General features: G+C 69.4%; 21 protein-coding genes. 12 read left to right on the top strand and 9 right to left on the bottom strand.

What is annotated here, in order from left to right:
* Nucleotides 1-55: 55 nt before the first annotated feature.
* Together KME78_RS04645 and recO are read right to left on the bottom strand one after the other, a co-directional pair.
* Nucleotides 56-829, bottom strand: a complete 774-nt coding sequence (locus KME78_RS04645) for an isoprenyl transferase (RefSeq protein WP_219527485.1) — start codon at nt 827-829, stop codon at nt 56-58.
* Entirely contained in the window at nt 826-1,560 is a 735-nt protein-coding gene (recO, locus tag KME78_RS04650; protein ID WP_219527486.1) for a DNA repair protein RecO, read from the bottom strand. Before recO ends, KME78_RS04645 begins: the two co-directional genes overlap by 4 nt.
* A 153-nt stretch (nt 1,561-1,713) precedes the next feature.
* On the opposite strand from recO, the gene KME78_RS65930 reads away from it, so the two are divergent.
* From KME78_RS65930 to KME78_RS04680, 6 genes are all read left to right on the top strand, one after another.
* Complete coding sequence (locus tag KME78_RS65930; RefSeq protein ID WP_219527487.1) at nt 1,714-3,222, top strand: CDP-alcohol phosphatidyltransferase family protein; 1,509 nt, start codon at nt 1,714-1,716, stop codon at nt 3,220-3,222.
* Nucleotides 3,219-3,941, top strand: coding sequence for a DUF5941 domain-containing protein (locus KME78_RS65935; RefSeq protein WP_219527488.1), 723 nt, complete (start codon nt 3,219-3,221; stop codon nt 3,939-3,941). Before KME78_RS65930 ends, KME78_RS65935 begins: the two co-directional genes overlap by 4 nt.
* A gap of 331 nt (nt 3,942-4,272) precedes the next feature.
* Nucleotides 4,273-4,581 (top strand): helix-turn-helix domain-containing protein, encoded by a 309-nt coding sequence (locus KME78_RS63925; RefSeq protein ID WP_308126806.1) that lies wholly within the window; start codon nt 4,273-4,275, stop codon nt 4,579-4,581.
* Nucleotides 4,582-4,690: 109 nt separating this feature from the next.
* The gene (locus KME78_RS04670; protein WP_219527489.1) at nt 4,691-5,869 is read left to right on the top strand and encodes a hypothetical protein; all 1,179 of its coding nucleotides are present in this window, start codon (nt 4,691-4,693) and stop codon (nt 5,867-5,869) included.
* 101 nt (nt 5,870-5,970) lie between these two features.
* Nucleotides 5,971-6,666 carry a hypothetical protein gene (locus tag KME78_RS04675; RefSeq protein WP_219527490.1) on the top strand — a complete coding sequence of 232 codons (696 nt, stop codon included), beginning with the start codon at nt 5,971-5,973 and terminating at the stop codon, nt 6,664-6,666.
* A gap of 156 nt (nt 6,667-6,822) precedes the next feature.
* Nucleotides 6,823-8,223 carry a glycoside hydrolase family 16 protein gene (locus KME78_RS04680; protein ID WP_219527491.1) on the top strand — a complete coding sequence of 467 codons (1,401 nt, stop codon included), beginning with the start codon at nt 6,823-6,825 and terminating at the stop codon, nt 8,221-8,223.
* 9 nt (nt 8,224-8,232) lie between these two features.
* Here KME78_RS04680 and KME78_RS04685 read toward each other — a convergent pair whose 3' ends face one another.
* Nucleotides 8,233-9,429: a hypothetical protein gene (locus KME78_RS04685; protein ID WP_219527492.1), complete on the bottom strand. Its 1,197-nt coding sequence runs from the start codon at nt 9,427-9,429 to the stop codon at nt 8,233-8,235.
* Between the two features lie 62 nt (nt 9,430-9,491).
* On the opposite strand from KME78_RS04685, the gene KME78_RS04690 reads away from it, so the two are divergent.
* On the top strand, nt 9,492-10,448 hold the full coding sequence (locus KME78_RS04690; protein WP_219527493.1) for an isopenicillin N synthase family dioxygenase: 957 nt from the start codon (nt 9,492-9,494) through the stop codon (nt 10,446-10,448).
* A gap of 126 nt (nt 10,449-10,574) precedes the next feature.
* On the opposite strand, the gene KME78_RS04695 is transcribed toward KME78_RS04690, so the two are convergent.
* Both KME78_RS04695 and KME78_RS67010 read right to left on the bottom strand, forming a co-directional pair.
* On the bottom strand, nt 10,575-11,195 hold the full coding sequence (locus KME78_RS04695) for a hypothetical protein (protein WP_219527494.1): 621 nt from the start codon (nt 11,193-11,195) through the stop codon (nt 10,575-10,577).
* Nucleotides 11,196-11,359: 164 nt separating this feature from the next.
* Nucleotides 11,360-13,711, bottom strand: coding sequence for a GH1 family beta-glucosidase (locus KME78_RS67010; RefSeq protein ID WP_219527495.1), 2,352 nt, complete (start codon nt 13,709-13,711; stop codon nt 11,360-11,362).
* A 91-nt stretch (nt 13,712-13,802) separates the two neighbouring features.
* Here KME78_RS67010 and KME78_RS04705 point away from each other — a divergent pair, with 91 nt between their 5' ends.
* The 5 genes from KME78_RS04705 (at nt 13,803) to KME78_RS04725 (ending at nt 17,824) form a co-directional block, all read left to right on the top strand.
* Nucleotides 13,803-14,345, top strand: coding sequence for an Lrp/AsnC family transcriptional regulator (locus tag KME78_RS04705; RefSeq protein ID WP_372454870.1), 543 nt, complete (start codon nt 13,803-13,805; stop codon nt 14,343-14,345).
* Nucleotides 14,346-14,465: 120 nt separating this feature from the next.
* The gene (gene ddaH, locus KME78_RS04710) at nt 14,466-15,263 is read left to right on the top strand and encodes a dimethylargininase (RefSeq protein WP_219527496.1); all 798 of its coding nucleotides are present in this window, start codon (nt 14,466-14,468) and stop codon (nt 15,261-15,263) included.
* Between the two features lies 1 nt (nt 15,264).
* Nucleotides 15,265-16,473 (top strand): ornithine--oxo-acid transaminase, encoded by a 1,209-nt coding sequence (gene rocD / locus KME78_RS04715; RefSeq protein WP_219527497.1) that lies wholly within the window; start codon nt 15,265-15,267, stop codon nt 16,471-16,473.
* Nucleotides 16,474-16,604: 131 nt separating this feature from the next.
* Nucleotides 16,605-16,973: a hypothetical protein gene (locus KME78_RS04720; protein ID WP_219527498.1), complete on the top strand. Its 369-nt coding sequence runs from the start codon at nt 16,605-16,607 to the stop codon at nt 16,971-16,973.
* On the top strand, nt 16,973-17,824 hold the full coding sequence (locus tag KME78_RS04725; protein ID WP_219527499.1) for a hypothetical protein: 852 nt from the start codon (nt 16,973-16,975) through the stop codon (nt 17,822-17,824). The genes KME78_RS04720 and KME78_RS04725 overlap by 1 nt, the downstream gene beginning before the upstream one ends.
* Here the strand turns inward: KME78_RS04725 and KME78_RS63940 are convergent.
* The 4 genes from KME78_RS63940 to KME78_RS04745 are packed head-to-tail and all read right to left on the bottom strand — an operon-like array spanning nt 17,821 to nt 22,006.
* The gene (locus KME78_RS63940; protein WP_246650392.1) at nt 17,821-19,044 is read right to left on the bottom strand and encodes a CU044_5270 family protein; all 1,224 of its coding nucleotides are present in this window, start codon (nt 19,042-19,044) and stop codon (nt 17,821-17,823) included. The two genes, KME78_RS04725 and KME78_RS63940, sit on opposite strands and share 4 nt — an antisense overlap.
* Nucleotides 19,037-19,648, bottom strand: coding sequence for an RNA polymerase sigma factor (locus tag KME78_RS04735; protein WP_219527500.1), 612 nt, complete (start codon nt 19,646-19,648; stop codon nt 19,037-19,039). The genes KME78_RS63940 and KME78_RS04735 overlap by 8 nt, the downstream gene beginning before the upstream one ends.
* Nucleotides 19,649-19,696: 48 nt before the next feature.
* Entirely contained in the window at nt 19,697-20,437 is a 741-nt protein-coding gene (locus tag KME78_RS04740) for a class I SAM-dependent methyltransferase (protein WP_219527501.1), read from the bottom strand.
* A gap of 21 nt (nt 20,438-20,458) precedes the next feature.
* Nucleotides 20,459-22,006, bottom strand: coding sequence for an alkaline phosphatase D family protein (locus KME78_RS04745; protein WP_219527502.1), 1,548 nt, complete (start codon nt 22,004-22,006; stop codon nt 20,459-20,461).
* Between the last annotated feature and the right edge of the window lie 187 nt (nt 22,007-22,193).

A 22,193-nucleotide genomic window follows, 5' to 3' on the forward strand; every position in this document is an offset into this window, starting at 1 on the left:
ACAAGACATGACATGTCATGAAATGTAATCTCGACGACTCACAGTCGGAGGTGCTTCAGACCTGGTTCGGCAGCGCCCCGCCGTAGCGCCGGTCGCGCTTGGCGTAGGTCTCGCACGCCTCCCAGAGATCGCGGCGGTCGAAGTCCGGCCAGAGCCGGTCGAGGAACACCATCTCGGCGTACGCCGACTGCCACAGCAGGAAGTTGGAGAAGCGCTGCTCCCCCGACGACCGCAGGAACAGGTCGACCTCCGGGATCTCCGGCTCGTCGAGATAGCGGGCGAACACCTTCTCGTTGACCTTCGACGGCTTGACCCGGCCCGCCGCGATGTCGTTCGCCAACCGCAGCGCGGCCTCGACGATCTCCGCCTGGCCGCCGTAGTTGACACAGAACTGCAACGTCAGCTTGCGGTTGCGCTCGGTCAGCTCCTCGGCGCTCTGCAGTTCGGAGATCACGCTCTTCCAGAGCCGGCCCGGCTTGCCCGCCCAGCGCACCCGTACGCCCATCGCATGCAACTCGTCGCGGCGGCGGCGGATGACGTCGCGGTTGAAGCCCATGAGGAAGCGGACCTCGTCGGGCGAGCGCTTCCAGTTCTCCGTGGAGAAGGCGTACGCGGACAGATAGGGAACGCCCAGCTCCAGCGCGCCCTCGATGACGTCGAACAACGACGCCTCGCCCGCCTTGTGCCCCTCGGTGCGAGGCAGCCCCCGCGACTTGGCCCAGCGGCCGTTGCCGTCCATGACGATGGCCACGTGCCTGGGCACCAGGTCACGCGGGATCGGCGGCGGAACCGCGCCGGACGGATGCGGGGTCGGCGGTCGAACGTTCACACAGGCTCCCTCTCTACGTGTCGGAGAGAGCGTATTCCGTGTTCGAGGTGCCATTGCAGATATGCGGCGACCAGGCCGCTGCACTCGCCGCGATGCCGCGCCTGCGAGGCGTCGGCCGCGGCCCAGTCGCCGCGCAGCAGCGCGGTCATGAGCCCGATCGTCTCCCCCGCGGGCACCACCGATCCGGACGGCTTGCACGCCCCGCACACCACGCCACCGGCCACGATGGCGAACGCCCTGATCGCCGGGGCCTGGCACCTGGCGCACGCGTCCAGCGCCGGGGCGTAGCCGGCGACCGCCAGCGAGCGCAGGAAGTAGGCGTCGAGCACCAGCCTGGCCTCGTGCTCGCCGTCGGCCAGCGTGCGCAGCCCGCCCACCAGCAGCAGGAACTGCCGCAGCGCCGGCTCCTTCTCGCCCTGCGTCAGCCGGTCGGCGGTCTCCAGCATCGCCGTGCCCGCGGTGTAGCGGGGGTAGTCGATCGCCAGGGCCTCGCCGTAGGGTCTGATGGTCTCCGCCTGCGTGACGACGTCGAGCGTGCGGCCAGTGTGAAGTTGCAGGTCGACGTGGGTGAACGGCTCCAGCCTGGCCCCGAAGCGCGAAGTGGTGCGGCGCACGCCCTTCGCGACCGCCCGGACCTTGCCGGTGCGCTTGGCCAGGATGGTGACGATGCGGTCGGCCTCGCCGAGCTTCTGCGTACGCAGAACGACGCCTTCGTCACGATAGAGACTCACTCCCTCATCCTATGGCGCGCCATGGTCATGCTCGGGTGAAGCGGCTTCGCGAACCCTCGGATGGAGCGACTTTGCGCAACCCTCACTAGACTTTGACGTCCGTCCCCGCTCTACCCGTTGTTCAACCCCCCGCAACCGCCTCGAAAGGGAGTCATGACCCGCGTGGTCCTGCTGGGCTCTTCGCCCGGCCCTGACACCGCTCCGACCGGCCTGAGGCTGGCCGCGCTGCCTGGCAATACCACCGTGGCCGAACGGCTGCGCAGCCAGATCCTCTCCCTGGATCCGCAGCCGGCCACGATCGAGCCCGGCGACCTGGCCACCGCACTGCGCGCGCTGGCCGACGTCGCCGAGTCCGCGACGGAGAACCTGTTCCTGATCCCGGACAACTCGATCATCCACGACGAGCTGATCTACCAGATCACCAAGGCCAAGCGCGGTGCGCTGGCCCTCGTCGCCAAGGAGCCGCGTCCGGAGACCGACGATCAGGCGCAGGAGGAGATCGTCCCGATCGACGAGGCGGAGCCGGAGATCGGGCTCAACACCCTCGAAGGGCTGCCCGTCCGCGCACGCGCCGGGAAGTCCCGCGTCATCTCCGTCGGCACCGCCAACCACGCGGTGACCAGGCCCAACACGGCACTGCTCGGCCCCCTGCACGTGAGCGCCAAGAACGCTCCCCTGCTGGCCGAGACCTGCCGCGAGCTCGCCGGCATGGCCGACGCGTTCGGCGCCGACGACGACCTGATCCAGCTGGTCGTCTTCGGCCTGGTCCGCAACGGCGTGTCCGTCGGCATCCGCGGCCGCCGCGACCTCTTCTACCGCCGGGTCACCACCCAGGAGGAGGTCAACGAGGCCGCCACCGAGATGTCCGGCATCGACGAGGACCGGGCCAGGCTCGACAACGCGGTCAAGGGCGCGGACGGTTTCTTCACCACCTACTTCGTCTCCACCTACTCCCGCTTCATCGCCCGCTGGGCCGCCCGGCGGGGCCTGACGCCCAACCAGGTCACGCTCATCTCGATCACGCTCGGCGTGCTGGCCGCGGCCTGCTTCGCCACCGGCGAGCGGCCGTGGATGGTGGCGGGTGGGGTGCTGATCTACTTCGCCTTCGTCTTCGACTGCGTCGACGGCCAGGTCGCCCGCTACGCCCGCAAGTTCGGTGTGCTCGGCGCGTGGCTTGACGCCACCTTCGACCGGTTCAAGGAGTACGTCGTCTTCGCCGGCCTCGCCGTCGGCTGGGTCGTGTCGGGCAACAGCGACGACATCTGGATCCTCGCGCTGGCGGCGCTCGGCCTGCAGTCCACCCGCCACCTGCTCGACTTCTCCTTCGGCATCTCCAACCGCCGCAAGCCGCCCGCCCAGCTGCCCACGCTTCCCCTGGACGCCCCCGACGACCGCGCTCTTCGCAAGGCGCTGGAGCGTCGTAAGGTGGAGCGCAGCCAGGGCATTCGCGGCGTACTCAAGATGTGGAGCCGCGCCGGGCGGTTCAAAGCGGTGCACTGGGCGCGTAAGATGATCGTCTTCCCCATCGGCGAGCGGTTCGCGGCCATCGCGATCACCGCCGCCCTCTTCGACGCCCGCATCACCTTCCTCACGCTGGTGATCTGGGGCTCCGTCGCCGCCGCCTACACCCTCACCGGACGCCTCATGAGGTCGCTCGCATGATCACCGCACCACTGGCCGCAGGCACCCCCACGCCGGATCCCGACGAGGAACGCCGCCGCATCCAGACCGCCCGCCTCCTCGCCTACCGCGACGACGGCCCCCTCGTCCACGCGCTGGCCGGCCGCATCGGCAAGGGCATCCCGCCGGTGCCGGCCACGCTCATCGCCCTGCTGGCGATCGTGGCCATCACGGTCTCCGGGGTGCTGAAATCCGGTGGCCCGATCCTGCTCGTGCCACCGCTGCTCGTGCTCCTGCTGGTGCTGCCGACCGCACCCCGCGATCACCTGGGCCGTCTCGACTGGCTCACCCCGCCGCTGCTGCGCGGCGCCGAGTTCCTCACGATCATCGCCGTGGGGCTGGCGGCCGACGTGCCGAAGTGGCTGCTGTTCGTGCTCGTGTACGTGGTGGGTTATCACACGTACGACACCGTCTACCGGACGCGGCAGAGCATCTGGCCGCCCGCCTGGGTCTTCCACGCGGGGCTCGGCTGGGAGCTGCGGCTGCTGATCATCGGCGTGGGCGCGGCCCTGGGCTGGCTGCCAGCGGTGCTGGCGGTGCTGACGGCGTACCTGTTCGTGCTGTTCGCGGTGGAGAGCGTGACCAGCTGGGTCCGCCTCGACAAGGCCTCCGCCCAGGCGGGCGCCGACGCCGAACAGGACCTGGAGGCCTCCCCGGAGGACGCCCTCGAACAAGCCACCGGCGAGGCCGAGAAGGGCTGACTTTCGTCCTCCCTTGCACCACCCCTGTGTGTCATGCGGGGGTGGTGTTTTGTGTCCGCGCACGTTAGTAGACCTCGCTCACGCTGGACGAACCCTACTCCAAACACCTGCGAGGCAAGGTGCGTGAGCGGCGGTTGACGTTGTCACGCCGCGAGGCACGCATCACGTAGTGGCTGGCTCCTGGCTGCCGGGTTGTGTTGTTGACGGCGTTCTACAAGACCAGGCGCAAGGAGACGACGCAGATCGACCGAGCGGAGCGGGCGCAGGTCGCCTGCGAGAGTGATCATGGTCCGGCGCGTCAGGCGTACCACAGAGAGTTCAAGGAGGATCTGTGAGCGGGCACAGTAAGTGGCAGACGACCCGGCATCGCCGCCTCGCCGGCGAGGTGAACGACCCCGAGTACGCGAGGTTTTACGAAGAGGCAGAAGCTGAGCAGCGACTTGGCCAGCTTGTCTACGACCGGCGCGTCGCTCTTGGTTTGTCGCAGACGGAGCTGGCTGAGCGTGCGGGGATGACTCAGCCGCAGGTGTCCCGTTTGGAGACAGGTGGTGGCAACATCACCGTGGCATCCCTGCGGCGGCTGGCCGCCGCGCTGGACGCGGACCTGACCATCGAGTTCCTTCCTCACCGGGCTGCATGATCTGGCCTGACGACGTGGAATGCCGGGGCCCGGCGAGTTCAGATTCGAGCGATTATGGTGGGTAACCAGGGCACCCTAGTCGGCAGCGGTTCTGTGCCGGGAGGCGCGGATGGCGTTCTTGTCGCGGCTGTTCAAGTGGGGGGCGGGCGATCCGCCGGCCGAGCGGGAGGAAGCGCGTCGGCAGGGGATGCGGGATGCCCGGGAGCATCCGCTTGGGGAATTCACGGATCCGGAGTTCCAGCCTTCGTACGTGACCGAGGTGCGGGCTCGGGCGCGTGAGCGCGTCACCGAGGTTGATCGGCGGCTGGCGGCCACCAGGACCGCGCTGCTTGAGCGGGCGGTGGGGGCTCGGGAGACGATCCTGCGCGAGCTGGGGCGGGCCGATCTGCGGCCGATCACCGATCACGCCAACGGCCAGGCGTACGGCCACGGGCCCGGCCAGGCGCACGGCCACGCGCACGGTCACGCGGACGATCACGCGGACGGCGCCAAGGGTGCCGGGCCGGCGGGTGATCCGGGCGCTGCCGCTTCGGCGGGCGATGAGGATGCCTTCATCTCCATCGCGGAGGCCCGGCGGCGGCGGGCCGAGGCGCGGCGTAAGGCGGTGGTGCAGGAGGCCGGTGACACGGTTCATCGGGCCAGGGCGCAGATCGAGCGGCTCACGCAGGAGTGGGAGAGCGCGCTGATCGAACGCAACCATGCGGTGGAGACCGTGCATGCCAGGGCCGAGCAGCTCATCGCCGCTTATCGGGGTGGGGTGATGCGGGCTCATCCGCGCAAGGAAGAGATCCCGGCGCTGTGGAAGGGCGAGGTCATCGCGATGGACTCCTCGGGGGACAGTGCGGCCGCGGTCTCCGGGCGGGAGGAGATCGGACGGATCATGGAGGAGGTCGAGGCGCGGATCGAGGTGTGGCATGCCGAGGTGGTCGCGCCTCGGGCACTGCCAGGCGAGCCACGACGCGCACTCCCCCGGGACGCGGCCCCAGGCGCCGACGTCGTTATCGACGCCGACTTAGAGCCCGATGCCGACCTTGGTTCGGACGCTGACCTTGGTTCGGATGCCGGCCTTGGTTCGGACGCTGACCTTGGTTCGGATGCCGGCCTCGGATCGGATGCCGGCCTCGATCCAGACGTCGGCTCCGGCCTGGGTGGCGACGACCGTGATCGCGGGACCGGCCGTGATCGCGAGGCTGGACCGGGCCGGGTATTCGGACCCGGCCATGGGGCTGGACCCGACCGGACGGCCGGACCCGACCGTGACGACACGGGGGCTGGAGGAAGGCGATGACGGACGGAGGTGGCGGCGAGGCCCGGTCTCGGGGGGCGTCTCTTACGCGGGCGCCCGCGCCTCCGGTCGTCGGGGCGAGGAAGGGGAGGGTGCGGCGCGGGGTGGCTGCCGCAGGGGTCGTGGTGCTGTTAGGGGCGGGGGTCAGCGGGTGCGGGACCGAGGCGAAGGCCGTGTGCGGGGTGGTCGTCGACTCCACCAGCTATGCCGACCCGGCGACCTCCCGCAGTGACGTCACCTCCAAGCTGCCCGCCTTCGCCCAGGGCTGCGACTGGATCGCGTTCGCCGCCGTGACCGGGAGCTCCGAGAGCAGTACGTGCCGCCAGGACCCGGTGTCCATCGCGGCCACCAAGGCCGAGAACCCCAACGCGAACCCCGTCGTCGAAGACCGCATCCGGACCCATCGCATCACCGAGGTGCTCCCCCGGGCGGTCGCGCTGTTCGACTGCCCGACCGAGGGCGAGGGGTCGGACGTGCTGGGTGCGCTCCGGTACCTGGTCAAGCAGATGAGCGCCCAGCGGCAGCCGGACAAGGCACATCAGATCATCGTGTTCAGCGACCTCATCAACAACCGGGGCGAGCTGAACATCAACAAGCTGGACCTGAGCGAGGCCGCCCGCGCGCAGAAGGCCAAGCAGTTGCGGGCCTCGCAGCTGATGCCGGACCTGGCCGGCTACGGGGTGGTCGTGCACGGGTTCCTGCGGGAGAAGACGGCGAGCCCCGACCGGTTCCCGCTGCTGGAGGACTTCTGGAAGGAGACGTTCGAGGCGGCGGGGGCGAGCCCGGTCGACCTGCTGTAGGACGCGAACGCGCCGCCCCGCACTACACGGGCCTTTTCAGCGAGCCGTCAAGCCTGTCGTGCCGTTCGTTGACAGGGCATTACACCTGTGTTTACGTCTCGTGAGAGAGCGCTCTCTCACAACCTCCTCAGCCTCCGCATCCCCCAGGAGCAAGGAATGGCAACACAAACCCCGAGTCGCAGGCGCCTGGCGGCGGTCGCCGTGGCGCTGGCGGTGCTCGCCGCCCTCCTCGTGCACGTGGCCGTGAGCGCTGCCGCGGCCGTGCCCCCAACACCTTCCGGCTGGTCCCTGGTCTGGTCGGACGACTTCAACGGCAGCGCGGGCGCGCCGCCCTCATCGGCCAACTGGATCGTGGACACCGGACACGGCTACCCGGGCGGACCGGGCAACTGGGGCACCGGTGAGATCCAGAACTACACGGCCGCCTCCTCGAACCTCGGCCTCGACGGCTCCGGGAACCTGCGGATCACGCCCCAGCGCAGCAGCTCCGGCGAATGGACGTCGGCGCGCGTCGAGACCACCCGGGCCGACTTCAAGCCGGCCGACGGGCGGGTGCTGCGCATCGAGGGCCGCATCCAGATGCCGAACGTGACGGGTCAGTCCGCCCTCGGCTACTGGCCGGCGTTCTGGGCGCTCGGCCAGCCGTACCGGGGCAACTACTGGAACTGGCCGGGCATCGGCGAGTTCGACATCATGGAGAACGTCAACGGCATCAACTCTGTCTGGGGCGTGCTCCACTGCGGCGTGAACCCCGGCGGCCCGTGCAACGAGACCACCGGCCTGGGCGCCAGCCGCGCCTGCCCCGGCTCGACGTGCCAGGAGGCCTTCCACACGTACCGCTTCGAATGGGACCGCAGCGTGAGTCCCAACCAGTTGCGCTGGTACGTGGACGGCCAGCAGTTCCACAGCGTGAGCCAGAGCCAGCTCGACGCCGGGACCTGGGCCAACATGACCGGGCACGCCGGCTACTTCCTGCTGCTCAACGTGGCCATGGGCGGGGCGTTCCCGGACGCGCTGGCCGGCAGCGCGACGCCGACCGCGGCCACCGTGCCGGGACGGCCGATGGTCGTCGACTACGTGGCGGTATGGCAGAGCGGCAGCACGGGACCGACGCCGACCGTCACACCCACCCCGCCCGGCGGGGTCGACGCCCGCTCGACCATCCAGGCCGAGAGCTACCAGGCCCAGTCGGGCACCATCGTCGAGACCACCACGGACACGGGCGGCGGGCAGAACGTCGGCGCCATCGCCAACGGCGACTGGCTCCGCTTCGACGGGGTGAACTTCGGCTCCGAGGCCGCCAGGCAGTTCAAGGCCAGGGTGGCGTCGGGGGCGGCGGGCGGGGTGAGCGGGCTGGTCCAGGTGCGGCTCGACAGCCCCACGGCGACGCCGATCGGCGACTTCGCGCTGGCCAACACGGGCGGCTGGCAGAGCTGGCGGACGGTTCCCGCGAACATCTCCGGGGTGACCGGAACGCACACGGTCTACCTGACGTTCAGCAGCGGCCAACCGGCTGACTTCGTCAACGTCAACTGGTTCACTTTCTCGACGACGTGACCACCACGGTCAGGCGCCGCGGGTGTCTGCGGCGCGGCGCCTGGCCACGATGCGTTCGGCCCAGCTGGCCGCCTCCGGGTCGTGCAGCCCTTCGACCACGCCGCCCAGGTACGCGCTGCCGAGGCTGTCGAAGCCGCTGTCGAGCTGCCGTGTCCTACTGGCCAGCCGCCGGTCGACCGCCTGCAGGTACTGGGCGACGCTCTCGGCGTAACCGGCGTCTCGCTGGTAGTCGGCCTGGGCGGCGGCGCAGGCCAGGGCCTCGGCGTCACGCTTGGCGCGGAGCTCGCGCAGCCGGCGGTCGTTGGGGTTGTGCATCCTGCGCCCCAGGTCGGCGGCGATCAGCGCGGTGGCGACCAGCAGGGCGAGCAGCAGGATCATGGTGGGCAGGAGGCCGACGCCGGAGGAGGTGGGGCCGATCTCCTGGCCGTCGACGACCAGCGGCCTGACCAGGGCCTCCCGGCGGAGCACGGCCACGGCGACGATCAGGCCGAGCCAGACGAGCGCGACGGCGATCAGCAGCCAGCGTCCCTTGGCGGGGCTGCCGTTCTCCTGCCATGCCCGGAACGTCCTCCCGTACATGTGCGGGGCGACCAGCATGATCAACGCGGCGCCCGCCGCGAGCAGGGCGGTCATCGCCACGCTGTCGCCCCAGTTCAGGATCACCTGGTACAGGATGGGCACCTCGACGATCAGCAGAAGCAGCAGGAGCAGCGCGGCGGGCAGCCAGCGGCGGACGACGGGCCAGCGGCTGCCGGACAGCGCGATGGAGCTCGGGCGGCCGTCGCCGGGGCGCCTGCTCGGCTGTTCCAGCTCCCGGACCCGGCGCTGGCTGTCGTCGAGCGCCTGGCGGATCTCGCCGAACGCGCGCTGCGACTCGGTCAGCTTGATCTTCTGCGTCTCGAACTCGGCGCGGGCCTGCTGGATCTCCCGCTCGGTGAGGTGCTCGATCTGGGCCAGTTCGGCCAGGCGCTCGTCCTCCAGCTCGTGGAAGCGTGGCACGCTGCCGGTTTCGAGGGTGAGCGTGTCGATCTGGCCGTCGGTGGCGTGGGCGCGGCCCAGTTCGCGTTCCTCGCGGCGGCGCTGCGCCCAGTCGGGCAGGTGGTAGAGGTCTCCGTCATAGGCGACGGCGGGGGCGAGACGAGTGACTTGTCCTGGCTCGTCGGATTCATGCCCGTGGTTGTGCTCGTGCCGGCGAGTGAAGCGCATACAGCCTCCAACGCGGTCCTGTCTTTCGATGCTAATCGCCGGATATGCGGAACAATGGCGGGGTGAGCGAATTGCCGGTGATCGACATCTCGCCGCTTCTCTCCGGCTCTCGGGAGACGGATGCCGTCGCGGAGCGGATCGGCGCCGCCTGCCGGGACAGCGGCTTCTTCTACGTCTCGGGCCACGGGGTCACGCCCGAGCTCGTCGGCCGCCTCGACGCGGCCGCCAGGAGGTTCTTCGAGCTGCCGGTCGAGGTGAAGAACGAGATCTCGATGGAGCGCGGCGGCCGGGCCTGGCGCGGCTTCTTCCCGGTCGGCGGCGAGCTGACCTCGGGCCGCCCGGACCAGAAGGAAGGCGTCTACTTCGGTGCCGAGGAACCGAAGAGCGACCTTCCGCTGCGCGGCCCCAACCTGTTCCCCGAGCAGATGCCGGAGCTGCGCGCGGCCGTACTGGACTATCTCGGCACGATGACCGGCGTCGCCCAGGCGGTCATGTCGGGGATCGCGCTCAGCCTGGATTTGCGCGAGGACTATTTCCGCGCCGGCTATACCGCCGATCCGACCATTCTTTTCCGGATATTTCACTACCCGCCCGCGGCGCCGGACGAGACCGACGCGTGGGGTGTCGGGGAGCACACCGACTACGGCCTGCTCACCCTCCTCCTCCAGGACGGCAACGGCGGCCTCCAGGTCCACACGACGCGCGGCTGGATCGACGCGCCGCCGCTGCCTGGCACGTTCGTGTGCAACATCGGCGACATGCTGGACAAGCTGACCGGGGGCCTCTATCGATCCACTCCGCACCGGGTGCGCAATCTGAGCGGGAACGAGCGCCTCAGCTATCCGTTCTTCTTCGATCCCGGGTGGGACTGTGAGGTGCCGCCGCTTCCGTACACACCTGGCGGGCGGGCGCGCTGGGACGGGCAGGACCTGCGGGCGTTCAGCGGCACCTATGGGGACTATCTCCTCGCCAAGGTGTCCAAAGTCTTTCCCCATCTCGCCGAGGCGCTGGAGAAGTAATACGCGAGAACCCCGGCACGGTGGCCGGGGTTCTCGTGTATCCGTACCGGCCCCCGACTGCCGGCGCACACCGTTGTGCACCCGCCGGTACAGCAGACCGGTTTTCTGGTTTTTCGCGGACTCAGGTCAGGCCACGACCGAGATGACCCTGCCGATCGCCTGGCCGGCGGCGACCACCTTGATGATGGCGTCCAGGAAGACCCCGAAATCGGCGTTGACCCTGGCCTCCCAGCGCCAGGCCCAACGCCGGCTCAGGTCGGCCCAGCCGTCGTGCAGAGCGGGCAGGATCTCGGACTTGCCCCAGTCGTCGTCCCGCGAACCGGGCTCGAAGGTGCCGTGCACCCGCCCGGTGTGCGCGAAGGTGTAAATGTTGGGGTTGGGCTCGAGAAAGTCCCTGACCGCCCAGATGAACGACGTGTCGTAACTGATCGCGCCGGACACATGGAAATGGCCGCTGAAGTTGTACGAGCCGGTGTCGTGCAGGGCCAGGTTCGCCCAGCCGCCCACGGCGACCCCATCCCTGAACCCGATCCGCGCGTCAAAGGGACCGATGATCGATCCATCGGCCGCCAGCGGCGGCAGCCCGATCCCCGCGGCACTGGCGACACGCTGGCCGAGGCCGCCCGGACCGGGCGACGACGGCATTTCCAGCGAGGCACCGACAGACGCGTGCAGGTTCGGCGCGGCATCGAGGTCATGGAGGAAGGCGGCCAGCTGATTCTGCTCTTCGGTGGTGAATTGTGACATTTCTGTGGGACTCCCTTTTCTCGATGGGATCTCCCGGCCCGCCCGTTGGCGAGGGCCGCGCTTGCCTTTTCAGAATGGGAGAACCGCCGATAGGGAGAAATACCTAACGTTGGGGATTACCGAAAGCCGTTTGCCGCATTTGTCCGCCGCCCGGGCAGGGTGAGCTACGTGGATTCCCGCACCACGAGGCGGGTCGGGACGATGACCGAGGTGGTGTGCCTGCCTTCCAGTCTCGACAGGAGCAGCCTGGCCAGGGCCATGGCCTGGTCGGCGACCGGGGCCTGGACCGTGGTGAGGGACGGGGTGGTGCAGGAGGCGGCCTCTATGTCGTCGAAGCCGGCGATCGCCAGGTCGTCCGGAACCCGGCGGCCCGCCTCACGCGCCGCCCGCAGCGCGCCGATCGCCAGGTGGTCGGTGGTGGCGAAGACCGCGTCCAGGCGCGGGTTGTCCGCGAGGAGCTGCCGGGCCGCCGCCGCGCCCGAGTGCGTCGTGAGGTTGGCGGTGGCGATCAACGGGTGGCGGCCGGCCCGTTCGAGGGCGGTCCGGTGGCCGGTCAGGCGGTCCTGGATCGCGACGAGGTCCAGGGGGCCGCAGATGATGCCGAGGTGGCGGCGGCCGGCGGACAGGAGGTGGTCGGTCACCGCCGCCGCACCGCCCGAATTGTCGACGTCCACGTAGGGGACGAGGGAGGCGACGGAGGGCTTGCCCAGCAGGACCGTGGGCAGGCCGGTGCGGATCAGCCGTTCGGTCAGCGTGTCCGTCCTGTCCGGGGACGGCGGAAGGAGGATCACTGCGTCCACCAGGCGTGCCTCGGCGTGCTGGACGATGCGGCGATGGCTCTCCGCCGTGTCGGCGACCATGAGCGTGATCCGCTTGCCCGCCCCTTCCAGGACGCTGGTGACGTACTGGACGACGGCCGCCGTCAGGGCCTCGCCGCCCGGCCTGGGGACGGACAGGACGAGCGCGATCGAGTCCGTACGGCGGGTGACCAGGCTGCGGGCCGCCGCGTTGGGAACGTAGCCCAACTCCTGGACGGCCTGCATCACGGCCGTGCGGACATCCGAGCTGACGGCGGCCTCTCCGTTGACCACCCGGGACACCGTAGCCCTGGAGACCCCGGCGCGGGCGGCCACGGTCTCCAGCGTGGGCCGTTTCGGGCGGCTCTCGGCCAGGCCGTTGCGCTTGATGACGTCGCGGAACCAGTACGCGCTGTCCTTCGGCCGCCGCCGCTGGGTGGCGAAGTCCACGTGATAGACGCCGAATTTACGCTGATAACCGTCGGCCCATTCCAGGCAGTCGAGCAGCGACCAGAGCAGATATCCGCCGACCCGTGCGCCCTCCTCGATGGAGACCCGGAGGGCCCGCAGGTGTTCCTCGATGAAATTGATTCTGTCGACGTCGTGAATGCCGTCCCCGGTGATCACGTCCACGAAGTCGGCGCCATTCTCGGTGATCATGAGCTGGGTGTCGGGATATTCGCGGGAAAGGCGGCGGAGAAGCAGCGGGAGGGCGTTCGGGACGATGGGCCAGCCCATGGCCGTCACCGCCGTGGGCACCGTGCAGAAGAGAATTCCGGCGCTTCCCGGATATGCCGGATCGGCCGGTTGGCTGGGCTGGGCCTGCACCACGGTCGGCGCGTAGTAATTGACGCCGAGCAGGTCGATGGGCCGGGAGATGTCGGCCAGGTCGCCTTCGTGGATGTGGTCGAGGCCCGCGGTGCGCTCGACGAGCGGGAGCAGGTCGGCGGGGTACGCGCCACGCAGCACCGGCTCCAGGAACTGCCGGTGCATCAGGGTGTCGATCCTGGCCACCGCCTCGGCGTCCTCCTCGGCCAACTCCATCGACAGGTCGCCGACCTGGCCGGGCGTCATGACCGGCCCGAAGTTGAGTATCAGGCCCACCTTCGAGGCGCCCGCGGCGCGCAGCGCGCCGGTCGCCAGCCCGTGGGCCAGCAGCAGGTGGTGCGCGCTTCTGAAGGCATCGGCCGGCGAGGTGCGGCCCGGCGCGTGAATGCCGGAGCCATAACCGAGAAAGGCCGCCACCCACGGCTCGTTGAGCGTGAACCAGGTGTCGACGCGGTCGCCCAGCCGGTCGTGCACGACCCGCGCGTAATCGGCGAAATGACGGGCCGTGTCGCGGACGGCCCAGCCGCCCTCGTCCTCCAGCGCCTGCGGCAGATCCCAGTGGTAAAGCGTCGCGTAAGGCGTTATGCCCGCGCCGAGCAGCTCGTCGACCAGCTTCTCGTAGAAATCGAGCCCGGCGGCGTTGACCCGTCCCGAGCCGCCGGGAACCACCCGCGGCCAGCTGACCGAGAAACGGTAGGCGGTCACGCCCAGGTCTTTCAGCAGGCCGACGTCTTCGGTATATCGATGGTAATGATCGCAGGCGGTCTGCGAATCCGAAAAGGTGTCCCAGATGGACGGGCCGCGGCCGTCGGCCACGTTGGCGCCCTCAATTTGGTAGGCGGACGTCGAGACTCCCCAGACGAAATTCTCGGGAAAAGCTGCTCTGCTCACGGGTCCAGCATCCTCCGGTCAAAGATCGAGCGCCCAGTCTCCCCCTGCGCGCTCGTCGCGCGCCACCCTGGCCAGGCGGTATACAGAGCGCGTGGAACTGGACCGGCTGGATCGTGACATCATCGCGGCGCTCGTCGACGACGCCCGCCAGACCTATGCGGAGATCGGGCACCGGGTCGGGCTGAGCGCTTCGGCCGTGAAGCGCCGGGTCGACCGGCTGCGCGAGGCCGGGGCGATCACCGGGTTCAGCGCCCGGGTGGCGCCGCAGGCGCTCGGCTGGACCACCGAGGCGTACGTCGAGCTGTTCTGCCAGGGCAAGACCAAGCCCTCCGACATCGCACTGGCCGTGGCCAAGTGCCCGGAGGTCGTCGCGGCGGCCACGATCACCGGCGAGGCCGACGCGCTGGTGCACATCCGGGCCACCGATGTGCGCCACGTCGAGCGGGTGATCGAGCGGCTGGCCGCGGAGGCGTTCGTGGTGCGGACCAAGAGCTCGATCGTGCTGTCGCGGCTCGTCGACCTGCCGCCGGGAGCCGTGCCCGACGCCCCTCTCCCCGGCCGCGCCGAGGCCGGATCTGACCCGTTCGCGGGTCCCGTACCGGATGAGCGCAACAGAACGCAGGTCGTCGGCTGAAAGTCGCAACAGACCCGCGCGTACATGCAATGTCAACCCCTTGGCCTGCGCAAACATAAATTCTTATGCTGTCTTCGTCCCCTTCGGGGACACTCCCCGACGACCCCGACGGAGACCTGCATGCCCAAACACTTCCTCATGTGCCGCCCGGAATACTTCACGGTCGAGTACGCGATCAACCCGTGGATGCATCCCGAGACCAGCACCGATCGCGATCTCGCGATCAGGCAGTGGGAGGGCCTCACATCGGTTTACCAGAGCCTCGGACACCAGGTCAGCCTCATCGATCCCGTCGAGGGGCTGCCCGACATGGTGTTCGCCGCGAACGGCGCCCTGGTCGTCGGCGGGCGCGTCTACGGCGCCAGGTTCGCCTACCCACAGCGCTCCGCCGAGGGCCCGGCCTACCTGCGCTGGTTCACCGAGAACGGTTTCCCGGTCAAGGAGCCGGCCCACGTCAACGAGGGCGAGGGTGACTTCCTCACGCTCGACGACGTCATCCTGGCCGGCACCGGCTTCCGTACGAACCTGTCGGCGCACCAGGAGGCGCAGGAGTTCACCGGCCGCCCGGTGATCTCGCTGACGCTGGTGGACCCGCGTTTCTACCACCTCGACACGGCGCTGTTCCCGATCGACGGCCGCAACGTCGCCTACTACCCCGCCGCCTTCTCCGAGGGCAGCCGCGAGGTGCTGGCCCGGCTGTTCCCGGACGCCGTGCTGGCGACCGACGCCGACGCCGAGGTGCTCGGGCTGAACGCGGTCAGCGACGGCACCCACGTGGTGATCAACGCCGAGGCGGGCGACCTCCAGCTGGAGCTCAAGCGGCGCGGCTACGAGCCGATCCCCGTCGACCTGTCGGAGCTGCGCAAAGCAGGCGGCGGCCCCAAGTGCTGCACACTGGAAATCCGGGGGGAGAACTGAGATGAGCACCACCACGGACCTGATCGAAGTGAGTGAGCGCCGCAGCGCGCACAACTACCACCCGCTGCCTGTGGTGATCCGCGAGGCCCACGGCGCCTGGGTGACCGACGTCGAGGGCAAGCGATACCTCGACTGCCTGGCCGGCTACTCCTCGCTCAACTTCGGGCACGGCAACCCGAAGATCATCGAGGCAGCGCAGGAGCAGCTCAAGAACCTGACGCTGACCAGCCGTGCGTTCTACCACGACCAGTTCGCCACGTTCTGCGCCGGGCTCGGCGACCTCACCGGCAAGGACATGATCCTGCCGATGAACACCGGCGCCGAGGCCGTCGAGACCGCCATCAAGGTGGCTCGCAAGTGGGGCTACGAGGTCAAGGGCGTCCAGCCGGAGCAGGCCAACATCATCGTGATGGAGGACAACTTCCACGGCCGGACGACGACGATCGTCAGCTTCTCCACCGACCCCGACGCCCGCGACAATTTCGGCCCCTACACGCCGGGCTTCCGGATCGTGAAGTACGGCACGGTCGAGGCGATCAGGGAGGCGGTCGACGCCAACACGGTGGCGGTGCTGTTCGAGCCCATCCAGGGCGAGGCCGGGGTGCTGGTGCCGCCGGACGGCTACCTCACGCAGGTGCGGGAGCTGTGCACCGCCGAGGGGATCCTGATGATCGCCGACGAGATCCAGTCGGGTCTCGGCCGCACCGGCAAGACGTTCGCCTGCGACCACGAGGGCGTCGTGCCCGACATGTACGTCCTGGGCAAGGCCCTCGGCGGCGGCGTCGTACCGGTCTCGGCGATCGCCGCGAACGAGGACGTGCTCGGCGTGATCAAGCCGGGCCAGCACGGCTCCACGTTCGGCGGCAACCCGCTGGCCTGCGCGGTCGGCAACGCGGTGATCGAGATCCTGAACACCGGCGAGTACCAGTCCCGCGCCGCCGAGCTCGGCGAGGTGCTGCACGCGCGGCTGCGCGAGCTGATCGGCCACGGCGTGGTCACGGTGCGCGGGCGCGGGCTGTGGGCCGGCGTCGACATCGACCCGTCGCTGGCGACCGGGCGCCAGGTGTCGAAGGAGCTGATGGCCCGCGGCGTGCTGGCCAAGGACACCCACGGCTCCACGATCCGGCTGGCGCCGCCGATCGTGATCTCCGAGGAGGATCTCCTCTGGGCGGTCGACCAGCTCGCCGACACGATCGCCTCGTTCCGCTAGAGACGCGGTACGACCGGCCGCTTCCCGTACGGCCCGAAAGGCATGTCCGCTTCGTCCTGGATATGTATGATCCCTTGCCAAGATCAGCGACTCTTGGCGGGCCGGCTCCGCCTATCCATAGAAGAGGGCAGATGAAGAAACTCGCGGCCGCAGGGATCGCGCTCGTCACGTCGTTCTCCGTGCTCACCGTCAGCCCGGCCGAAGCGACGATGGCCAGCAGAAACCTCATCACGTTCTGGGAACACGACGACTACCAGGGCGCGCGTAAGGACGTCACGTGTTCCACCCAGCTACGGGACGACCTGGGCGCTCTGGAGAACCAGGCGAGCTCGATGGCGAACGCGTCCTACTCCGGTATCGACCTCTACAGCGGTGACAACCGGACCGGCGTCACGTACTACGCGAAGCCGCGCAGCAACGACAGCGACTTCACCAACAACGGATTCGACAACACCGTCGAATCCGTCTGGTTCAGGAAAGTCCCCTGCGACGTAGGCTGATGGCTGGTCGGTGGGCGTGGGGCTGCCTGACGCTGGTGCTCGTATCCACCGCCGCGTGCGCGGCTCCCGCCCCCTCGACCGCCCCGGAAGCGACCAAGCGGCCCGTCATCGACCCGTCCGCCGAAGCGCAGGCGCTGCACCTGCCGTTCGACGCCTACAAGCGGACCGAGACGGACATCGAACTCGTCGAGCGGGCAACGGAGGTTCTCGCCGCCCAGTGCCTCCAGAAGAAGGGGTACAGCCGCCCGGCTCTGCCCGCGTTCACTGTGCTCGAGGCACCCAACCGCCGCCGCTACGGGGTCATAGAGCCCTTGGTCGCGACGCGGACGGGCTATCACGCCCCGCTCACCTCCGTCGAGAAGGAACGAGACCGGGCGGACCGGGCACGTGGTGGCTACCGCGACGCGGCCGAACGGTCGGCGGCGAACAACTGCCTTGATGACAGCATGCGCCGGGTCTACGTCGACGGCACCGAGTCGCCCCTGCTGACGCGCCTGGAGCGGGAGATCTTCGAACAGACCCGGACGAAGGACCTCCATGTCCGGGCAGCTTTCGACAAGTGGCGGTCGTGCATGCGTACCCGCGGCCAGAAAGAGTACGCCGACCCCTTGGCCGCCGCCGCCGACGACCGGTGGAAGGACCCGGGTTCGGCGAAAGCCGAAACGGCCACCGCGGTCGCCGACGTCGCGTGCAAGAAGGAGACGGACCTCGTCGAGGTCTGGCGCGGCGCGGAGGAGAAACTCCAGACCGCCGCCCTGAAACAGCACCCCGCCGATTTCGACCAGGTCCGCCAGACACTCGACAAGGAACGCGCCGAAGCCACCCGGATCGTCCAGAGCGCCAAGCCCTAGGATCCAGGGCCGCTGCTGATCGGCGCCGGTTGCGCGGTGGCGGTGACGTCGGCGGGGCCCGCGGCCGGGTCCTCCGGCAGGTCGCTGGGCGACGCCGGAGGGTCAGTGACCGTGGGATCCTCCGTGGAGCCGGAATCGGTCGGCTGGTAGATCGGCCGATCGGTGGGTTGGTCGGTCGGCTGATCGGTGGGTTGGTCGGTCGGCTGATCGGTGGGCTCGAGGGTCGCGGTGGGCTGCGGAGCGCAGTCGGCGGACTCGATCACCGTGCCCGTCGGCTTCGGCAGCTGGTCCACGACGCTCACCTTCAGCTGAGCCGTCGCGGTGAGCTCGGTGCCCGCCGGCGCGCCGGCGGCTTCGGCGTCCACGACCGTGCGCCGTTCCCCAAGCAGCACGTGGGTGTCCCGATCGAAGATCAGCTGCTCCAGGGTCCCCACCGACTCCCTGCCCAGCGCCACTCCTTCGCGCCCGGCGAAGTCCTTGACCCCCTCGGCCACCTGTACCCCCGGGATCGACTTGGCGGCCTCGAACAGCGCGTCACGCTGCGCCCTGGGCATGTACGTCTCCCTGAGCAGGTCACCCACCGCGGTGAACGCCACCTCGTCGGCGCCCCGCTTGCCACCGGACTCCCGTTTGTAGAGGAGGTCCCGCATCATCGCCGGGTCAGGGGGCAGCGTGCTCAGGTAGGTGTAGTCGACCCGGAAGCGCCCGAGCCGGTCGGGGCAGGAGGGGAGCTGTGCCCACTTGGCGGGCGTCCGCTCAGGCGTCTCCTTGGGTGGCGCCGGCTCCGGCCCTTCCATCAGCAGCAGGCCGTCCGCACTGGCGTCGACCGACTGCCAGATCTTCCGGTGCGTCCGGGACATGAAACGGATCGCGCTACCGCTGCCCGCCGAGGTCGAGCTGATCACGCCCTCGGTCTCGACCAGGATGAACTGACCGGGCCTGGGCCGCAGCTCATCCGCCGACACGGCCACCGACTGGGTGGCCGAGGTGGCCACCCCCAGCTTCGGCTGCCGCGCCGACAGGGCCACGGCCACGCCCCCGACGAGAGCGACCGTCACCCCGAACGCGGCCACGGCCTGCCAGCCCAGTTTCGGAAAGTGGAAGCCCCGTCCCTCGCGGGCCTCGCGCAGCAACCGTTCGCGCGCCTTCGCGCGGGCTTCCTCCGGGTACGGCGGAGCGGCCGGCCGGCCGTCCGCGAACGTCCGAATCTCGTCATCCATCCTGGGGCTCCTCTGCGAAGGGATCGATGCCGCCAAGAGCCCGGCGTACCTTGACGCGGAGCCGGTGCAGCCTGGACCGGACCGTGCCCACCGGCACGCCCAGCGCGAGCGCCGCGTCCTCGTACGTCAGGTCCGCCCACGCCACCAGCAGCAGCAGGTCTCGCTCCGCCGCGCTGAGCCGGGTCAGCGCCCGCGCCAGCCTGGGCTGGAGCTGCTCGGCGGTGACCCGGTCCGCGCTGCGGTCGTCGAACGAGCCCGGCCGCTCCACGCTCATCTTGGACATCGCGTGGATGCGCCGTCGCTCCGCCCGGCGATGCTGGGCGACGACCTTGGTGGCGATGCCGTACAGCCAGGGCCTGGCGTCCGGCCACGAGCGGTCGTAGCGCGCCCGGGCGCGGAAGGCGACGAGGAACACCTCGCCTGTCACGTCCTCGGCCGGCTCTGGGCCGAGGCGCCTGGCGGCGTACCGGTGGATCTCTTCGGCGTGCCGGTCGAACAGCGCCGCGAAACGTTCCGGATCACTCATCGATTGCGCGATCAGCGCCGAGTCGTCCAGCGTTTCAGGTAACTCCTGAACACCCACCACGTGCCGGTCCTCTCTCATGCGGTCACCCTGTTGTTGGCCGCACGCGGGACACCGGTTCCACCTATTTCACGCTGTTTCCCGTTTCACGCTGTTTCCCGCCAGCCGCCACGCCAGGAGGCCGTCCGCGTCCCGGTCGAGCGTGAAGCCGGCCGCGTCGAGCTCGGCATCGAGCCGCCCCCTGCCGGGCCGGTGGCTGACGCTCACCACCTCGTCCTCACTGATCAGCGCGCCACGCTGCCTGATCTGGTAGAGGAAGCGCCCCCTGACGGTCTCGCCGGCCGCCTCCAGCACCTGTCCCCAGATCTCGTACGTGTGCCTGCCGACCTGGTACGACCCCATCCGCTCAAGCTCACCCGGAATGCGCGGAGGCGGTTCGCGATGGTTGAACACCAGCAGCCCGCCGGGTTCGAGCTGCCTGGCCAGGACCGCCCACAGCCGCTCCCGCTCGGCCGTGTCGAAGGCGTGCAGGACAGAGATCATCACGACGGCCTCGACCGGCTCGTCCACGTCCACGTCGAGCGCGCCGCACGGCAGGACGGTCACCCGGGACAGCAGATCGGCGCGCTCCGCCAGGCGGGAGACCAGGACCGACCGCATGCCGAGCGACGGTTCGACGGCGTAGATCTCCGCCGGGGTCTCCCACGCGATCAGCTCGGTGATCAGGCCGGTGCCGGCGCCGATCTCCATGACGCTCCGGCGGACGTCGTTCAGCAGCGGCGGGAGGAGCCGGCGGATCTCCGGGACATGCCCGTCCTCGTGCCAAAGGTCATAGAAGGGGACGGCAACAGAGTAGTGGTCATGGTACACAAAAGCCAACGATAACCGTTTTCACGGAAGCCGTACAGAATCGATGCGCTTGACGGTGCTGCCGGAGGATTCGTACCAGTCCAGTTCGCCGGGCAGGGTCAGCGTGGCCAGGGCGTTCTGGAACCACGGCCCGGCGATGACCTCCCAGCGGAACGGCGGGCGCGGGATGCGGGCCAGCCGCGCCAGCAGGCCGCCGACCAGCGTGGCCAGGCCGAACTGGCTGAACACGTTGGCCCAGCGCAGCACCGGGCTGAGCGGGTTGCGGATCGGCGAGCAGACGACCTGGTAGATCGGCCGGCCGTCGACCTTGGCCAGGTAGGAGTAGTGCACGTCGCCGGAGAGCATCAGCACCGGTTTGCCGACCTGGACCAGCAGCCGGGCCAGGTCGTCGAACGAGCGGCGGAAGGCCGCCCAGTGCTCGAGGTCGATCGCCTGCCGGAACCGCTCCGAGAGCCTCGCCGCGGTCTTGCCCCACTTGCCGGCGCAGAGCGCCTCGTTCCAGTTCTGGACGAAGTGGACGCCCTCGGGCAGCAGGAACGGGATCGACGAGCCGATGACCAGCCGCTCGGCGGGCTTGGCGACCTCCTTCTCCAGCCAGGCCCACTCGACCGGGTCGAGCATCCGCCGGTCGGCCGGGGTGAGCTGCCTGGCGCACCGGGTGTCGATCATGATCAGGCGGGTGCCGCCGAGCTCGCGGGAGTAGCTCCACCGGTTGCTGCCGGGCTCGGCGTCGGCCCGTTCGGCGAAGGCGTCGAGCGCCTCGCCGTCCCCGCCCTTCAGCAGGGTCGCCAGCAGCGCGTCGTCCGCCCGCTCGGCCGGCGACAGGTTGCCGAGGTGCTGGTAGACCCAGTAGGCGCCGAGCCCGGCGATCACCCGGCGCTGCCACCAGGGGGTCGCGGCCATCTGCTCGCGCCAGGTCTGGGAGGTGTTCCAGTCGTCGCGCAGGTCGTGGTCATCGAAGATCATCGCGGTGGGCACGGTGGACAGCGCCCACCGGATCTCCGGTTCGGTCCACGCCTGGCGGTAGAGCTCGGCGTACTCCTCGAAGTCGGCGATCTCCTTCTGCGGCTCGCTGCTCCGGCGGGCGCGGATGAACTCCAGCATCTCGGGTGACGGGCTGTCGGCGTAGACCTGGTCGCCGAGGAGCAGCAGCAGGTCCGGCCACTCCGCGGCGTCCGCGTCCTTGAGGTGCGAGCCGTAGGAGCGCAGCACGTCCTCGCCGTGTGTCAGGACGTACGTGGCGTCGTGGGGCACGCTGGTGCGGCAGGAGCCGAACGCCAGCCTGCTCGGCCCGTCCGCCGGAAACAGTCTGATGCGGCTGGGCGGCCAACCTTCGAGCGGCCAGACCTGCTCGTCCCCTATCTTGACCACGTACGAGTCGACGCTCTCCGTCAGCTCGAGCAGATCGACGATCGCGTAGTGGTGCCCATGGACGGTGAAGGTGGACGAGGAGAAGACCCGGCCCGCGGCCTCCACGGTCACCAGGCCGGGCGTGCCGGTCTCCACCCAGATCGAGGCGCTGGCGGAGTCGACGTAACGCAGCATGGGCCCGACGACCAGAGCGGGCATCAGTCCCCCAAATTCGACAGTTCGGCACACATGTAGTGGCAAGCCTGCCAGAGTGGCACGTTTGCAGCACCACGATCAACGCATGTAATTGATGACAGCAGATCACCTGGGATACGGCAAACCCGAAAACCCTAGGCAGCAATAAACGCCGCGCTCTAGGATGATCGCGACACGAACGCCCAAACAA

Origin of the sequence: Nonomuraea guangzhouensis (genome assembly GCF_019396345.1) — a bacterium.
Taxonomy (GTDB): Bacteria; Actinomycetota; Actinomycetes; order Streptosporangiales; family Streptosporangiaceae; genus Nonomuraea; species Nonomuraea guangzhouensis.

Excerpts from the sequence above, each read along its gene's own strand:
- KME78_RS65930 (WP_219527487.1), top strand. The coding sequence starts at position 1,714 with ATGACCCGCGTGGTCCTGCTGGGCTCTTCGCCCGGCCCTGACACCGCT.
- KME78_RS65935 (WP_219527488.1), top strand. The coding sequence starts at position 3,219 with ATGATCACCGCACCACTGGCCGCAGGCACCCCCACGCCGGATCCCGAC.
- KME78_RS04670 (WP_219527489.1), top strand. The coding sequence starts at position 4,691 with ATGGCGTTCTTGTCGCGGCTGTTCAAGTGGGGGGCGGGCGATCCGCCG.
- KME78_RS04680 (WP_219527491.1), top strand. The coding sequence starts at position 6,823 with ATGGCAACACAAACCCCGAGTCGCAGGCGCCTGGCGGCGGTCGCCGTG.
- KME78_RS04685 (WP_219527492.1), bottom strand. The coding sequence starts at position 9,429 with ATGCGCTTCACTCGCCGGCACGAGCACAACCACGGGCATGAATCCGAC.
- KME78_RS04695 (WP_219527494.1), bottom strand. The coding sequence starts at position 11,195 with ATGTCACAATTCACCACCGAAGAGCAGAATCAGCTGGCCGCCTTCCTC.
- ddaH (WP_219527496.1), top strand. The coding sequence starts at position 14,466 with ATGCCCAAACACTTCCTCATGTGCCGCCCGGAATACTTCACGGTCGAG.
- rocD (WP_219527497.1), top strand. The coding sequence starts at position 15,265 with ATGAGCACCACCACGGACCTGATCGAAGTGAGTGAGCGCCGCAGCGCG.
- KME78_RS04720 (WP_219527498.1), top strand. The coding sequence starts at position 16,605 with ATGAAGAAACTCGCGGCCGCAGGGATCGCGCTCGTCACGTCGTTCTCC.
- KME78_RS04725 (WP_219527499.1), top strand. The coding sequence starts at position 16,973 with ATGGCTGGTCGGTGGGCGTGGGGCTGCCTGACGCTGGTGCTCGTATCC.
- KME78_RS63940 (WP_246650392.1), bottom strand. The coding sequence starts at position 19,044 with ATGGATGACGAGATTCGGACGTTCGCGGACGGCCGGCCGGCCGCTCCG.
- KME78_RS04735 (WP_219527500.1), bottom strand. The coding sequence starts at position 19,648 with ATGAGAGAGGACCGGCACGTGGTGGGTGTTCAGGAGTTACCTGAAACG.
- KME78_RS04745 (WP_219527502.1), bottom strand. The coding sequence starts at position 22,006 with ATGCCCGCTCTGGTCGTCGGGCCCATGCTGCGTTACGTCGACTCCGCC.